The organism is Paraburkholderia sp. BR13444 (assembly GCF_040948755.1).
Taxonomy (GTDB): Bacteria; Pseudomonadota; Gammaproteobacteria; order Burkholderiales; family Burkholderiaceae; genus Paraburkholderia; species Paraburkholderia youngii.
On sequence record NZ_JBFPKM010000004.1, the window covers coordinates 1 to 13888 of the forward strand.

13 protein-coding genes and 1 pseudogene are annotated in these 13888 nt (G+C 61.1%); 7 read left to right on the top strand and 7 right to left on the bottom strand.

What is annotated here, in order from left to right:
• The 3 genes from AB3X95_RS12560 to AB3X95_RS12570 all read left to right on the top strand — a co-directional run.
• The coding region (locus tag AB3X95_RS12560; RefSeq protein ID WP_368621496.1) for a YadA family autotransporter adhesin at positions 1-1229 on the top strand (1229 nt) is incomplete at its 5' end.
• 51 nt (positions 1230-1280) lie between these two features.
• Positions 1281-1523: a hypothetical protein gene (locus AB3X95_RS12565; protein WP_176366298.1), complete on the top strand. Its 243-nt coding sequence runs from the start codon at positions 1281-1283 to the stop codon at positions 1521-1523.
• Between the two features lie 266 nt (positions 1524-1789).
• A complete protein-coding gene (locus tag AB3X95_RS12570) occupies positions 1790-4006 on the top strand; it encodes a beta-glucosidase (RefSeq protein WP_368621497.1) in 2217 nt (738 codons plus the stop codon).
• A 60-nt stretch (positions 4007-4066) separates the two neighbouring features.
• Here the strand turns inward: AB3X95_RS12570 and AB3X95_RS12575 are convergent, their stop codons facing one another.
• The 4 genes from AB3X95_RS12575 to AB3X95_RS12590 all read right to left on the bottom strand — a co-directional run bounded on the left by AB3X95_RS12575 (position 4067) and on the right by AB3X95_RS12590 (position 7639).
• Positions 4067-5389, bottom strand: a complete 1323-nt coding sequence (locus AB3X95_RS12575; protein WP_368621810.1) for an amidohydrolase family protein — start codon at positions 5387-5389, stop codon at positions 4067-4069.
• A 369-nt stretch (positions 5390-5758) separates the two neighbouring features.
• Positions 5759-6364 (bottom strand): hypothetical protein, encoded by a 606-nt coding sequence (locus AB3X95_RS12580; protein WP_368621498.1) that lies wholly within the window; start codon positions 6362-6364, stop codon positions 5759-5761.
• A gap of 17 nt (positions 6365-6381) precedes the next feature.
• Positions 6382-6921 carry a thioredoxin family protein gene (locus AB3X95_RS12585; protein ID WP_176125872.1) on the bottom strand — a complete coding sequence of 180 codons (540 nt, stop codon included), beginning with the start codon at positions 6919-6921 and terminating at the stop codon, positions 6382-6384.
• Position 6922: 1 nt separating this feature from the next.
• Complete coding sequence (locus AB3X95_RS12590; RefSeq protein WP_368621499.1) at positions 6923-7639, bottom strand: cytochrome c biogenesis CcdA family protein; 717 nt, start codon at positions 7637-7639, stop codon at positions 6923-6925.
• Positions 7640-8013: 374 nt separating this feature from the next.
• Here AB3X95_RS12590 and AB3X95_RS12595 point away from each other — a divergent pair, with 374 nt between their 5' ends.
• From AB3X95_RS12595 to AB3X95_RS12605, 3 genes are all read left to right on the top strand, one after another.
• On the top strand, positions 8014-9057 hold the full coding sequence (locus AB3X95_RS12595) for an alpha/beta fold hydrolase (protein WP_368621500.1): 1044 nt from the start codon (positions 8014-8016) through the stop codon (positions 9055-9057).
• Between the two features lie 380 nt (positions 9058-9437).
• On the top strand, positions 9438-9791 hold the full coding sequence (locus tag AB3X95_RS12600) for a DUF4148 domain-containing protein (RefSeq protein ID WP_368621501.1): 354 nt from the start codon (positions 9438-9440) through the stop codon (positions 9789-9791).
• Positions 9792-9879: 88 nt separating this feature from the next.
• On the top strand, positions 9880-10668 hold the full coding sequence (locus AB3X95_RS12605; RefSeq protein ID WP_368621502.1) for an alpha/beta fold hydrolase: 789 nt from the start codon (positions 9880-9882) through the stop codon (positions 10666-10668).
• Between the two features lie 21 nt (positions 10669-10689).
• Here AB3X95_RS12605 and AB3X95_RS12610 read toward each other — a convergent pair whose 3' ends face one another.
• Positions 10690-11163: an Lrp/AsnC family transcriptional regulator gene (locus tag AB3X95_RS12610; protein WP_368621503.1), complete on the bottom strand. Its 474-nt coding sequence runs from the start codon at positions 11161-11163 to the stop codon at positions 10690-10692.
• 336 nt (positions 11164-11499) lie between these two features.
• On the opposite strand from AB3X95_RS12610, the pseudogene AB3X95_RS12615 reads away from it, so the two are divergent.
• Positions 11500-12112 (top strand): annotated as a pseudogene (locus AB3X95_RS12615) (LysE family translocator).
• Positions 12113-12377: 265 nt separating this feature from the next.
• Here the strand turns inward: AB3X95_RS12615 and AB3X95_RS12620 are convergent.
• Both AB3X95_RS12620 and AB3X95_RS12625 read right to left on the bottom strand, forming a co-directional pair.
• Entirely contained in the window at positions 12378-13178 is an 801-nt protein-coding gene (locus AB3X95_RS12620) for an SDR family oxidoreductase (protein ID WP_368621504.1), read from the bottom strand.
• A gap of 105 nt (positions 13179-13283) precedes the next feature.
• Positions 13284-13439: a DUF3309 family protein gene (locus AB3X95_RS12625; protein WP_013092523.1), complete on the bottom strand. Its 156-nt coding sequence runs from the start codon at positions 13437-13439 to the stop codon at positions 13284-13286.
• Between the last annotated feature and the right edge of the window lie 449 nt (positions 13440-13888).

Consider the following 13888-nt stretch of genomic DNA (forward strand, 5'->3'; position numbering starts at 1 on the left):
GCACGGTGACGGGCGTGGCGAATGGCGCCGTGAACGCATCGAGCGTTGACGCGATCAACGGCAGCCAGCTGTACGGCGCGGCATCGAGCACGGCCGAGGCACTGGGCGGCGGTTCGACCGTGAACGCAGACGGTACGCTCAGCGCACCGAGCTACAGCGTAGGCGGCACGACGGTGCACAGCGTAGGCGATGCCGTCACGAACCTCGACGGTCGCACGACGCAGAACACGGAGGACATCACGAAGCTGCAGACTGAGGTGGGCGATGTCGGCACGCAACTGTCGGCCGCGGTGCAGTACGACCGTCGCGCTGACGGCTCGGTGAACTTCGGTGCCGTGACGCTGGGTGGAGGCCAGGGCACGGGTCCGGTGATTCTGACCAACGTGGCCAACGGCACAAGCCAGTATGACGCTGTGAACTACGGTCAGTTGTCCGCGTTGCAGAACCAGGTAACGGACCTCAACGGCCAGGTGTGGAATCTCGGCAGCCAGATGTCGAACCTTCAGCCGGGCAACTCGGTCTCCGAGGCAGAAGACGCTTCGTCTTCGGGTGCCGGTAACGACGTGGTGGTCAATGTCGCTACGCCGGGTAGCGGTGCGGGCAGCACGACGGCCGGAGCAGGCGCGGCAGCGTCGGGCAACTACGCCACGGTGATTGGCGCGAGCGCCAACGCAGCAGCGGACAACGCGGTGGCAGTCGGTGCCAACGCGGCTGCAACCGGCGCCAGCTCGACGGCGATCGGCACGGGCTCGCAGGCTGCCAATGCGAACTCGGTGGCGTTGGGTCAGGGTTCGGTGACGGATCGGGACAACTCGGTGTCGGTGGGTTCGGCCACGCAGCAGCGTCAGATCACCAACGTTGCAGCGGGTACGGCGGACACGGATGCGGTCAATGTCGGTCAGATGAACAGCTCGGTTGCGCAGGGCGTGCAGCAGGCCAACAACTACACCGACATGCGGTTCAACGACTTGAACAGCACGATCGACAGTATCGCGAAGAAGTCATATTCCGGCTCGGCAGCGGCGATCGCCACGGCCAATCTGCCCCAGGCTCCTGCCGCGGGCAAGAGCATCGTAGCCGTCGCAGGCGGAACGTATGCAGGCCAATCCGCAGTTGCCGTCGGTTTGTCGACGTTCACGCGTAACGGCAAATGGATCATCAAGGCTTCGGGCTCGACCACCACCGCGGGTTCGTTCGCCGTCGGCGCCGGCGCCGGTTTCGTCTTCTAAACTGGAGAACGGCGCACGGATAGACTAACGAAAGAAGCGGAACCGGGCGGGATGTGCGAACATCCTGCCCGTTTTTTTTGGGGGGCTTCTCAACGGGATTTCAATGATTACGTGGTGCGTCGTTATGTAATCGATACGAGTCCGCTCGAGCAATTCGAGGCCGAGGCATTTGCAAGGATGCGGATTCCGCCCGGCGAAATTGGCCGGCCAACATCAGGAATATTTTCTCCGGCCGGATTTCCAATAAAAGCCCGGAAAGAAATTGCTGGCGCGCTATTCAACTTGATTCATTAACTTTCAATTGAATTATGTAAGAAAAGGCCTTTACGCCCCATTACGCATAAAATCGCCGGCATTAGTACAACTACCGATGCTGTAGTCAGACTACATTCTTACATTACTCACCACGGAGAGTCGCTACAGCCCATCCAGCTGAGCCGATTCTTCTTCCAACAGGCAAACGTTTGCAGTCATCGCTGCATGCCTGTTTTCGCGTCCGCTTTCCACCCACTCGACGCGCTCCGTTGTCCCAAGAAGAGCACAATTTCGGAGAGACACCTATGCAGAAGAAACTATGGCCGGCCGTCGCGATAGCGGCGGCCGTGAGCGCTGCTGCGCACGCGGAAATGCCCACTCCTGGTCTCGACTTCGCACCCATGTCGACCGTGCTGAACGCGTTCGCGTCGGCGGCCGCGCATCGGCGCGCGGAAACGCTCGTCAACAAGATGACGATCGACGAAAAACTGCAGTTCATTCATTCGGAGTACGCGATGTCCGCCGTGCCGGGCGGCGGCGCGGGCTACATTCAGGGCGTGCCGCGTCTCGGCATTCCCGACCTGAACATGGTCGACTCAGCCACCGGTTCGGGCAGCACCAATCAGCCATCGACGACCTTCCCGGCGACGCTCGCGGTCGCGGCGAGCTGGGACCGCGCGCTGTCGTGGAACTTCGGCAAGCAGATCGCGATCCAGTTGCGTCAGCAGGGCTTCGGCATGGGCCTCGGCGGTGGCACCAACCTCGCGCGTGAGCCGCGCGGTGGCCGGCTCTTCGAGTATCTCGGCGAAGATCCGGTGCTCGCCGGTGAGATGCTCGCCGAACGCACCGACGGCACGCAAAGCCAGAAGGTCATCGCGACGATCAAGCACTACATGGGCAACGAGCAGGAACACAACCGCGGCGGCGGCAACAGCCAGATCGACGAGCGCACGATGCGCGAGCTCTATCTGCTGCCGTTCGAAATCGCCGCGCGCCGCGCGCAGCCGGGCAGCGTGATGTGCAGCTACAACGAGGTCAACGGCACCTATGCCTGCGAGAACTCGCACATTCTCAACGACGTACTGAAGAACGACTGGCACTTCGAAGGTCAGGTGCAGTCGGACTGGGGCGCTACGCATAGCACCGCCGCCGCGATCAATGCCGGTCTCGATGAAGAAGAAGACGTCGGTTCGACCGTCTATCTGACGCCCACGCTGGTCAAGCAGGCAATCGCGAACGGCTCGGTGTCGACCGCGCGCCTCGACGACATGGTCGAGCGCAAGCTGTACGTGATGATCCGCACGGGCGTGATGGACGATCCGCCGAAGGGTGGCGCGACCATCGACTTCTCGGCCGCGAGAGCCTTCACGCAGTCGGTCGAAGAGCAGTCGATGGTACTGCTGAAGAACGCCGGCAATCAGTTGCCGCTGTCCGCCGGTTCGCTGTCGCGTATAGCGGTGATCGGCGGGCACGCTGACGCGGCGGTGTTGACGGGCGGCGGTTCGGGCAACACCCGCGATCCGGTGACGGGCGCGTTCGCCGGTTGCGGCGGCTTGACGTTCGGCACCGAGACGGGCTGCAGCTGGTGGACCAACCCGTGGCTGAAGCTGGACACGCCGATCGTGTCGGCGATCAAGGCGCTCGCGCCGCAGGCCACGGTGACCTTTGCCGGCAACAGCGATCAGCAGTCGCCGTTTGCCGCCTATACGCAGCAGCAGATCACCCAGGCAGCAACGCTGGCCGCGAACTCCGACGTCGCGATCGTCGTGGTCGCGCAGCCGGCCGGCGAGGATATCGGCGATCTGCCGAGCCTGGGCCTCGCGAATCCGACCAACCAGGATGCACTCGTCGAAGCGGTTGCGGCGGCCAATCCGCATACGATCGTCGTCGTCGAAAGCGGCAACCCGGTGCTGATGCCGTGGAAGGACAGCGTGTCGGCGATCGTCGAAGCATGGTATCCGGGCGAAGGCGGCGGCAACGCGATTGCGAACGTGCTGTTCGGCAAGGTCAATCCTTCCGGCAAGCTGCCCGTCACGTTCCCGATACGCGACCAGGACACGCCGACGTGGGGCACGAATGGCGCGTTTGCGGCGAACCCGGTGTACTCCGAGAAGCTCGATATGGGCTATCGCTGGTACGACTCGCAGAACATCACGCCGATGTTCGAGTTCGGCTACGGCCTGTCGTACACGCACTTCGCGTACTCTGGTCTATCGGTTCAGCATCTGCCCGACGGTCTGATCGATGTGTCGTTCAACGTGCGTAACGATGGGCGCGTCGCCGGTGCCGAAGTGCCGCAGGTGTACCTCGGCGTACCGTATCAGGGTGAGCCGCCGCGACGTCTCGTCGGCTGGGACAAGGTTGGTCTGAACCCGGGCGAATCGCGTCGCGTGCACGTGGTCGTGACGCAGCGCATGCAGAGCGTGTGGGATACCACGAACAACCGTTGGCTTTATGTGCCGGGCAGCACGGTGTACGTCGGCGCATCGTCGCGCGACATCCGTCTGCAGGGGCACGGCTAAATAGTGTGACGTCGTAGCGAACGCGGGCGCGCGAAGTTGCGCGCCCGCTTGTATTGCCGATTACGCTTTCAGCGTGTTCTTGTAGAACTTTCCATCCTTCATCACAACCCGCAGGTTCTGCTCCGGGTTAGCCATCAGGTCGAGATTCTCGAGCGGATTGCCATCGACGAGAAGCAGATCGGCGTATGCACCTTCTTCGAGTACGCCGAGCTTGCGCGGATACGGATTGCGGTGCCCGGACAGCGCGAGTAGTTGTCCATTGGTGCCCGTTGCAATGGTCAATGCCTCGGCTCCGTTGTACCACCGCTTCATATGCGTGAGCATCCTGCCTTGCCCCGCGGCCACGGTCTGCGAAAAGATCAGGTCCGTGCCGAATGCGACCTTGATGCCATGCTTGCGCGCGAGTTTGAAAGCGCGATCGGTGCCCGCAATCACTTCGAGAAATTTCTCGCGGCTCTGTGGGGCGAGCGGGCCCACGTCGTCTTCGTTGACGAACGGCTGCGTGCTCAACCACGTGCCGTTCTTCGCCATCAACGCCGCAGTCTTGTCGTCCATCAGATGACCGTGCTCGACGCACTGCACGCCCGCCGCAACGGAGCGCTGAACCGCTTCTGGCATGTACGCATGCGTGAGGACATAGGTGCCCCAGTCGGCCGCTGTTTCGACGGCCGCGCGCAACTGCTTTTCGGTAAAGGTGAGCATGTCGAGCGGACTGCGCGGCGTCGATACGCCACCGGAGCCGACCAGCTTGATCTGCGTCGCGCCCTGGATGAACTGCTCGCGCACGCGCAAGCGGACTTCGTCCTCGGTGTCGGCGATTGCGAAGCCACCGCCCCGCTCCAATTGGGTGACCTGGCTGCTGGTGCGCGGCAGCTCGGTCAGTGCGCGGAAATCGCCGTGACCGCCGGTGGTCGTGATCATCGCGCCAGACGGATAGATGCGCGGTCCGGAAATCATGCCGCTATCGATTGCCTGCTTCAGCGCGAATGACGGGCCGCCCGCGTCGCGGATCGTCGTGAAGCCGCGCAGTAGCGTGCGTTCCGCTTCAGCGCTTGCCGCGATATGGACGAGTGAAATGTCCGATTGAAGGATGACCTGAACCGGCACCGCCGCGAGCAGCGCATGCCAGTGCATGTCGATCATGCCGGGCATCATCACCTTGCCACCGCAATCGACCAGCGTTTTGCCGTCGCTCGAAGCCGGTTGCCCTCGACCCAACTGGCTGATGCTGTCACCCTCGACAACCATATAGAGGCCGTCACGCAACGTCGACGATTTGCCATCGAACAAACGGAAGTTCGTGAATAGCACCGGCTTCGCGGGCGGTGCTGGCGGCACGGTGGTTTGGGCATTGCTGAGCCCGGGCATTACGAGACTCAGCATCGAGGCGGCGAGACCAGTGACAAAACCGCGGCGCGACAGGTCGGCGCTAATACGGCGGTTTGCATATTGCACTTGTGACTTGTCACAAAGACATGAGGAAGATGGACTGACTATTTTATTGCCAAGATACTTTCCTGAAGGCATAGCTCACCCCATTACGTGGACCGCGGTGCATCGAAAGCCGCCGTCTGACTACAGTTCACAATTGGCGACGTGAGAGTCAAGCCAGCACAGAGTATCTGCTGCGAACGATGATGGCAAATGCGGGAGCGCAGTGCGGAAATGATCGGTCGAACCAAGGCCGCGATGCGACGAACTGGCGTAGCGCGGCAGGCCCGCCTAACGGGTCGATGCGCAATCTTCGAGCATTCAGTGCCGGCGCTGAAATTCCCAATTGTCCGAACCGGACCGACAGAATCGCGGAGTGAGATGCATCGTTTGTCCTCTTGCACTGAGGTCGATTGCCGCGACCCGGCATGTTCGCGCCTCTTCCTTGACCGTGTGTGAGGGTGTGATCGTCGCGTGGACACGAGGCCTGTTGCGCGTAGCGTCGTTCGTCCAGTCGAGTGTTTCGCCATCCTGCTTGGTATCGAGCGCCTGATTCACTGCGGACTGGATCGACGCGATGTCCGCTTGCCGCATCAGACTGATCGGCGTATCGCTCAGGAATCCAAGGTTGATGGCCGCGTGAGCGCCCATTGTTCCCAGCACGAGCAAGCTACCAATAACCACTTTGTACGGCCGCGACGGTACTGACATGGGTTGGTTCTCCTGAGAAAAGGTCATGCGCAGATTGATGGCCAGAAGGACAATAAAGGCAATGACAGCCGATAGTACCATTGGAAAAGTCTCGACGAATACGCTCGTGCAGGGTTTCGTGGACGAAGAGAAGCCCGCCTGACCCGCACGGTTCGGCTCAGGCGGGCTTGCGCGATCACAGCTCGATATAGTCTGATCGTCGGGGATCAGCGTCATCGAGAAGGATCGCTTCGTCAGTTCTTCTGCGCGAGCAGCGCCTGAATCCTGGCTTCGGTCTGCGCATAGTCGCCTTCTCCAAAGTGCGAGTAGACGATATGACCTTGCTTGTCGATCAAATAGAACGCGGGCCAGTACTGGTTGTTATACGCATTCCAGGTCGCGTACTGATTGTCCTGCGCAACCGGATAGGTGATGCCGAGCCGCTTGAGCGCGGTCTTCACATTGCCGGTGTCGCGTTCGAACGGATATTCGGGCGTATGCACGCCGATCACCGTGAGCCCCTGATCCTTGTACTTCTGGTTCCAGCTTTTCACGTAAGGCAGCGTGTTGGCGCAATTGATGCAGCTATAGGTCCAGAAGTCGACGAGTACTACTTTGCCGCGCAACTGCTGCAATTTGAGCGGCTCGCTATTGAGCCATTGCGTGATGCCTGTGAGCTCGGGTGCGGGCGGCCCGCTTTCCTGCGGCGCGGCGATCGCGGCCGTACTCGCCGCGATCAACGCGCAGGCGGCAAACGCGGCGGACAGTGCGAAGCTTTTCAATCGGGTAGTCATGTCAAAGTCCTTTGAGTGAGGGGAAAAGGCCGGCGAGCCGCGCGTACAGCAGCACGTCGTACTGCAAATAGATGGCGAGTGCGGTCAGCATCACCAGTACGCCGAATACCTGTTGCAGACGCTCTGCGTGACGCGAGACGACACGTACATGACGCGTCACGTAATGTCCGCCATAGATGATCGCGAGCATTGGAATCGCTGCGCCGATCGCATACAGCGTGAGCAGCAGTGCCGACCAGCCGAGGTCCTGAGCGTTAACGACGAGCACGAGAATCGACGCGAGCACGGGTCCGGCGCAGGGCGTCCATACCGCGCCGAGCGACATGCCGAGCACGAAGCCACCCGCGTTGCCGCTGCCCGGCTGCGTGCCCGGAGCGATTGCCGCGCCGATCCGGTCGAGCGGTCCTTGCAGTTGCGCGACGAGCCAGTCGTAGGGGCGCGGCCAGATACGCAGAAGTCCGGACAGTGCGAGCAACGCGATGCCGGTATTGCGCAGTACCTGTTGCGCGACGTGCACGGTGCTCGACACAGCGCCCAATAGCAGCGCGAAAGACGCGAAGGTCAGGATGAAGCCGGCAACGATGAAGAGTGGCCGCGTACGGCTCGGTTGTTCGACGGAAGTGCCGAGCAGGATCGGCATCACCGGCAGCACGCAGGGAGAGGCAATCGTCAGCAACCCGGCGAGCAGGGCGAGCGGAGTTTCGAGGGTACTGTGCATGATGGGCGTTCCGTTGGCTGGGATGACCGTATTGGAACGCCCGCGCGTATCTGGTTTATGTCGGCGATCAGGCGCGGTTGCAAGGTTGTGTGTCCGCGCACGGCGCAGATACATTGCGAGACAAACCGGCTGACGAGTCGATGCGCGCTGCGGTGGCTGCAGCGCTGGTGGAATGCGTGATCAGCGCGTCCGGCATGTGATTAGTCGACTACGATTTATGCGTTGCCTATAAAGCAACGATGCGTGAACTTAGTTGCTCTTGGTGACGGCGGCCTGCGCTGTCACCATTCATCTCAAGCGGGGGGCTGCGCGATATCGCGCGCGAGCGGACCCGATCAATTCCGTATCCAAGCCTTGCTTGAAGGAGAACAACCATGTCGGATCAGATCAATAGCCGTCGCCGCCGCTTTCTCGGAACGGCGGTTGCGGGTATCAGCCTGCTCGAATTGGGACTGAGCGGACTCGCGCATGCGCAATCGGCCGACACGGCCGGCAATGCGAAAGCAGGTGCGCGCGTGGCGTCGTTCGAGAGCATTCGCTCGATCAATGCGGGCACGCTGAGCATCAGCTATGCGGAAGCGGGCCCGCAGAACGGACCGGTGGTCATGCTGCTGCACGGCTGGCCTTATGACATCTACAGCTTCGCCGAAGTAACGCCGTTGCTGACGGCGGCCGGTTATCGAGTGATCGTGCCTTACCTGCGCGGCTACGGCGGCACGCGTTTTCTGTCGGCCGATACGCCGCGCAACGGTCAACAGGCGGTGGTCGCGGTCGACATCATCAACCTGATGGACGCGCTGAAAATCGACAAGGCCGTGCTCGGCGGCTTCGACTGGGGCGCGCGCACCGTGAACATCGTCGCCGCGCTGTGGCCGCAACGCGTGAAGGCGATGGTGTCGGTGAGTGGATATCTGATCGGCAGCCAGGAGGCTAACCGCGCGCCGTTGCCGCCGAAGGCCGAGCTCGCGTGGTGGTATCAGTTCTATTTCGCCACCGAGCGTGGCCGCGCGGGTTATGAAGCGAACCGTCATGACTTTAACAAGCTGATCTGGCATACGGCCTCACCGAAATGGAATTTCGACGATGCCACGTTCGAGCGCTCCGCCGAATCGTTCAATAACCCGGACCATGTTGCCGTGGTGATTCACAACTACCGCTGGCGTCTTGGACTCGCGCAGGGCGAGCCGCAATACGACGAACTCGAAAAGCGCCTCGCCACCGGACCGACGATCGCGGTGCCGACCATCACGCTCGAAGGGGATGCGAACGGCGCCGCGCATCCCGAGCCCGCTGCGTACGCGAAGAAGTTCACCGGCAAGTATCAGCACCGCAACGTCAGCGGCGGCATCGGCCACAACCTGCCGCAGGAAGCGCCGAAAGCTTTTGCGGATGCGATTCTCGACGTCACGCGCCTTTGATCGAGCCGGCCCTCGCCGGCTTCTCACTTATAAACAGAACCCCGGCAGTCGAACGCACGGCTGCCGGGTTTTTTTCATGGGCGGGCCATTTGCAGCACGCGCGTAACTCGCAAGACGCATGCGACGCTGGCACTGTGCCGCATCATCGGAAGCGGGGTTTTGTATCGCAATGTATCAACGGCGTACGCAGACAAACACGCTTGCAGAAATGGGGGGTGACGAAAACATTGCAGATACGTTGGGGCGTTCTAATGTCTTCACGCAAGGTTGATTCACGACGTTGCGTGTGAATCAGGCGGGGCGTCACAGTGTATCTGCGCTGATGGCTTTGTGTCCCGCTCAATCCTTATCCCTGATGATTTGATACCCGGAGAAGACTCATGAAACTCGTCCAATCGCTGATCGTCGCTGCACTCGTCGCTGCTCCCGTTGTTTCGTTCGCGCAATCGCAAGCGCAACCGCAACAGGCGCTCACTCGTGCTGAAGTTCGCGCGGAGCTGGTTCAATTGGAAAAGGCCGGCTACAACCCGGCTAGTGACAACGCGCAATACCCGCAGAACATCGAGGCAGCAGAAGCGCGTGTCAGCGCGGGCAAGGACGCTACCGCCTACGGCGGCGTCGCGAACGGCAGTTCGGCTTCGGGCTCGCACGTGCCGATGAAGCATGCCGCGGCGGATCGCGTAGATGACGGCTCCAACGTCGTCGGCCTCGGTTCCATCTACGCGCATTCGTGATCGACACAAACGAGCAAGCCGTCCGCGCGCATCGATTCGTGTCGACGCGCGGACGCCTTGTTTTTAACCCACCTGACGAGAAAAAACGATGACCACGATGCTGAAAAAAATCCTTGGTTCCGTTCTGTTGCTGGGCGGACTGTTCGCATTGCAGGCCACGGAGTTCGCGCAGGCTGCGCCGTCCGACGACCTGAAGGGCAAGAACGTCGTGCTCGTTCATGGCGCCTTCGCTGACGGGTCGAGCTGGGACAAAGTGATCCCGTTGCTCGAAGCGCGCGGCCTGCATGTCGTGGCCGTGCAGAATCCACTGAGTTCGCTCGCCGACGACGTGGCGGCAACCCGGCGCGTGATCGCGCAGCAGAACGGACCTGTGATTCTGGTCGGCCATTCATGGGGCGGCGTGGTGGTTAGCGAAGCCGGCAACGACGACAAGGTGAAGAGCCTCGTATACGTCGCGGCATTTGCGCCGGACAACCGCCAGTCCATCGCCGACATCACGAAAGACAAACCCGCTCCGGTCTGGGCTAGCGAGTTGCGCAAGGACTCGGCCGGCTATCTGACGCTATCGACCCACGCGGTGCTCGACGACTTCGCGCAGGATCTGCCGCTGCCGCAGAAACGCCTGATCGCGGCGACGCAGCAGCCGTGGGCCGCTGGCTGTATCGACGACAAGGTGACGAACGCCGCCTGGCATGACAAGCCGTCGTATTTCGTGGTGTCGGGCCGCGACCGCATGATCGATCCGGCCTTGCAACTGGAGATGGCGAAGCACATCGACGCGAAGATCACGCGCATCGACACGAGCCATGTCGCGATGCTGAGCCAGCCGCAAGCGGTGGCCGACGCGATCATCGCCGCCTCGCGTGCCGCGCATTGAACCGCGCAGTCTGATCGCCAATCAGATTGCGATCGATGGAATGCTCTTCATGCAGCGCAGCGCGAACATCGAGCGGCTATGGCGAATGCCTGCGATCTTGTAGAGCTTTTCGCGCAGGAAGCGTTCGTAGCCGGCGGTGCCGTCTACCGCGACCTTGACCAGGTAGTCGTAATCGCCGGACACCAGGTACGCTTCGAGTACTTCGCTGAGCGTGGCGAGCTCGGCGCCGAAGCGCGCGAGCGCGTCTTCGTCGTGGCGGTCCAGCGTGACTTCGAGCAGCACGACGTCCGCGAAACCGAGCTTCTGCTGATCGAGCAAGGCGACATAGCCGCGGATATACCCTTCGTTTTCGAGCTGCCGCGTGCGATTCCAGCACGCGGTGGTCGACATGCCGACCAGTTCGGCAAGATCCGCATTGCTGAGCCGAGCGTTCTTCTGAAGCTCGCGCATGATCTTGCGATCGAGGACGTCGAGCGGGCGGTTTCGGGTGTTCATCAACGATGATGGAAGAATATTTTGCGAAACAGTATTATAGGTGAAGATTGTTCCGGATAGGCGGCATCAACGGATGCGTTTAAGAAGCCTATCCAGCCTGGCTCCGGGTATATTTTCAACGTGCATTCATGCCCGGGACATCCGCCCGGACCGCAGGCCTCGCGCCGGCGATCCTCCGTGGCCAAAAGCCGCTTTTTCGGTGTCTCGCCGCCTTCACGGTAAGGCGGCACGCGGGCGAATTCCGGCGTTACCCACGCAGGAAGGCGCGCTCGCCGGGCATGGACGCATGTCGCCGCATGTGTGTATCGCAACTCTCTTTTGCCTGCTGATTCGCCAATGCCGATCCAGTTGTATGTTTCGTTTCTTCTCGCGTCCGCCGTACTCGTTTATTCGCCCGGTCCGGTCAATGTTCTTACGATGAGTCAGGCGCTAAGCGCTGGATGGCGCGCGGCATTGCCCTGTGTATGGGGTGGCACCTGCGCGGTATTGCTGCAACTCGCTTTTACCGCGTTGTGTCTGAACTCGCTATTGCTGATCGATGAGCGCGCGCTAGTCGTGTTGCGCTGGGCCGGCGCAATTTATCTGGTTTATCTTGGTTTCAAACAATGGCGAAGCGGCACATGCGCGGCTTCGCCGCTTCTGTCAAAAAGAGCCGGACAACGCGGCTTGTTTTGGCGCGGCTTCGCGACGTCGGGCCTGAATCCGAAAACGCTATTGTTCTTTCCGTCTTTCTTTCCACAGTTCATCAGTACTTCGTCGAATGAAGCGCATTGGTCGGCCAATCACCAGTACTTTTGCACTGATGTTCGCGTTGGGCGTCGCATCGACGGCAATCTTCTCACACCGTCTGCGCACGGTTCTGCAGCGGCCGGCGCGGCTGCGCGTCGTGAACCGCCTGATGGGTAGCTTGCTGGTTGGAATGGGCGCGCTGATGGCGGCGGTACGCTGACTACGAAGCTAGCCGCATACCGCCGCCGCGGGGACAACGTCACCCTTATCGTCTGTACCGCGCGATATCAATGAAAAATGAGGTACAGGATGATCAGAACGATCAACGGAACGCCGAGTAGCCAGCCAATCAGGTAAGGCATGATGTCATCTCCTTTCGCATTTAAGTTCGAATACGCAGGAGTGGCAGCAGGCCGCGTGCCTGAGTCGAAACGGCACCAGGCTGCGACGCATAGGGGTGTCGTATCTCGTGCCCGTATCGTTCTTTAGCCGTTATTCGAGAAGCCCGGATACAGCGTCATCCCGCCATCGACGAACAGCGTCGTGCCGACGACGTAATCGCTTTCATCGGAAGCAAGCCACACCGCCGCCTTGCCGATATCTTCCACGGCGCCGACGCGTCCATAGGGAATCAACTGCAATAGTTTGTCGAGTGCCGCTTGCGAATCCCACGCGTCCTGATTGATCCGCGTACGGATCGCGCCCGGCGCAATCGAATTGACGCGAATGCGCTCGGGAGCCACTTCCTGCGCCAACGATTTCATGAACATCTGAACGCCGCCTTTAGACGCGGCGTAATTGACGCGCCCCGCCCACGGAATGACCTCGTGAACGGAGCTCATGCAAATGATCTTGCCGAGCGCTTTCGATACGGTCGTCGGGCCGCGGCGGCGGAATTCTTTTACTGCGGCCTGGCAGGTTAGAAACTGGCCGGTCAGATTCGTCGACAGCACGAGTTGCCAATCGTCGAGCGTCATGTCGGCGAATGCGCTGTCCTTCTGCAGTCCGGCATTCGCGACCACGATATCGATGCCGCCAAAGCGCGCGCGACTCGCCTCGAAGAGGTTCGCTACCTGAGCGGGATTGGATACGTCTGCCTGGATCGCGATTGCCGATCCACCGGATTCTTCTATTTCGTCGGCGAGCTTTTCATCAGGTTCCGCGTGCGAATGATAATTGAGCACGACCGCCGCGCCAGCATTCGCGAGTGCTTTGGCGACGCCATAGCCGATTCCAGAACTCGCGCCGGTAATCAGCGCGACCTGATTGGCCAGTAACTTTTCCATTTGAGTGCTCCGGCAACGACGAAAGGCGAAGCCGCCACCTACCGGCGCGCGACATCGCGCGAATAGACGGCGGCCCGCCTGGTGTTGCAGTCCACGACGCGTGGCCTATATCACGCCGGCAACCAGCAGAACGATCACCACGATCAATACGATGCCGAGTCCGCCGGTCGGACCATAGCCCCACGCCCGGCTGTGCGGCCACGCCGGAAAAGCGCCGATCAGCAGCAGAATCAGCACGATGAGAAGAATGGTTCCTAGCATGTTATGACCTCCGCCTGGTTGAAGGGGACCTGCTGTACCCACGTTGCCCACAGGGCCGCAGGGTCATCCCTAGAGAGCAAACCGTGTACCCAAGGCCGATCCTTTAAGAGGATCACAGTGGCAGCGCACGCCGGTGCGGAGATTCGCGAGTCAATTAAAACGGCACCCATTGCGCTCGAAACATGAGCAGGGTGCCGTTTTTCCAATTGCGGACACGTCGCGCGTCCTATAGAAGGTAGGGTCCGTTGATGCGGCCTTCGAAAATCGCGGTGTTGATGTCCCAATCGTCGACGGTGCCCGTGCCGCCACCGTCCACCTTGACGACTACCGATCGGCCGCCGCGCACCATTTCTCGTTGACGTGAAAAGGCGAGCACAGTGCGGCGCCCGCCTCGATTTCTGCAAGGGCTATGCCAACGTAGGGGAAGTGAGCCGCAAAATGGAGCGGGG

Bases quoted from the DNA above. Each gene is read 5' to 3' on its own strand.
- AB3X95_RS12565 (WP_176366298.1), top strand. From the start codon at position 1,281: ATGTGCGAACATCCTGCCCGTTTTTTTTGGGGGGCTTCTCAACGGGAT.
- AB3X95_RS12570 (WP_368621497.1), top strand. From the start codon at position 1,790: ATGCAGAAGAAACTATGGCCGGCCGTCGCGATAGCGGCGGCCGTGAGC.
- AB3X95_RS12575 (WP_368621810.1), bottom strand. From the start codon at position 5,389: ATGCTGAGTCTCGTAATGCCCGGGCTCAGCAATGCCCAAACCACCGTG.
- AB3X95_RS12580 (WP_368621498.1), bottom strand. From the start codon at position 6,364: ATGACGCTGATCCCCGACGATCAGACTATATCGAGCTGTGATCGCGCA.
- AB3X95_RS12585 (WP_176125872.1), bottom strand. From the start codon at position 6,921: ATGACTACCCGATTGAAAAGCTTCGCACTGTCCGCCGCGTTTGCCGCC.
- AB3X95_RS12590 (WP_368621499.1), bottom strand. From the start codon at position 7,639: ATGCACAGTACCCTCGAAACTCCGCTCGCCCTGCTCGCCGGGTTGCTG.
- AB3X95_RS12595 (WP_368621500.1), top strand. From the start codon at position 8,014: ATGTCGGATCAGATCAATAGCCGTCGCCGCCGCTTTCTCGGAACGGCG.
- AB3X95_RS12600 (WP_368621501.1), top strand. From the start codon at position 9,438: ATGAAACTCGTCCAATCGCTGATCGTCGCTGCACTCGTCGCTGCTCCC.
- AB3X95_RS12605 (WP_368621502.1), top strand. From the start codon at position 9,880: ATGACCACGATGCTGAAAAAAATCCTTGGTTCCGTTCTGTTGCTGGGC.
- AB3X95_RS12610 (WP_368621503.1), bottom strand. From the start codon at position 11,163: ATGAACACCCGAAACCGCCCGCTCGACGTCCTCGATCGCAAGATCATG.
- AB3X95_RS12620 (WP_368621504.1), bottom strand. From the start codon at position 13,178: ATGGAAAAGTTACTGGCCAATCAGGTCGCGCTGATTACCGGCGCGAGT.
- AB3X95_RS12625 (WP_013092523.1), bottom strand. From the start codon at position 13,439: ATGCTAGGAACCATTCTTCTCATCGTGCTGATTCTGCTGCTGATCGGC.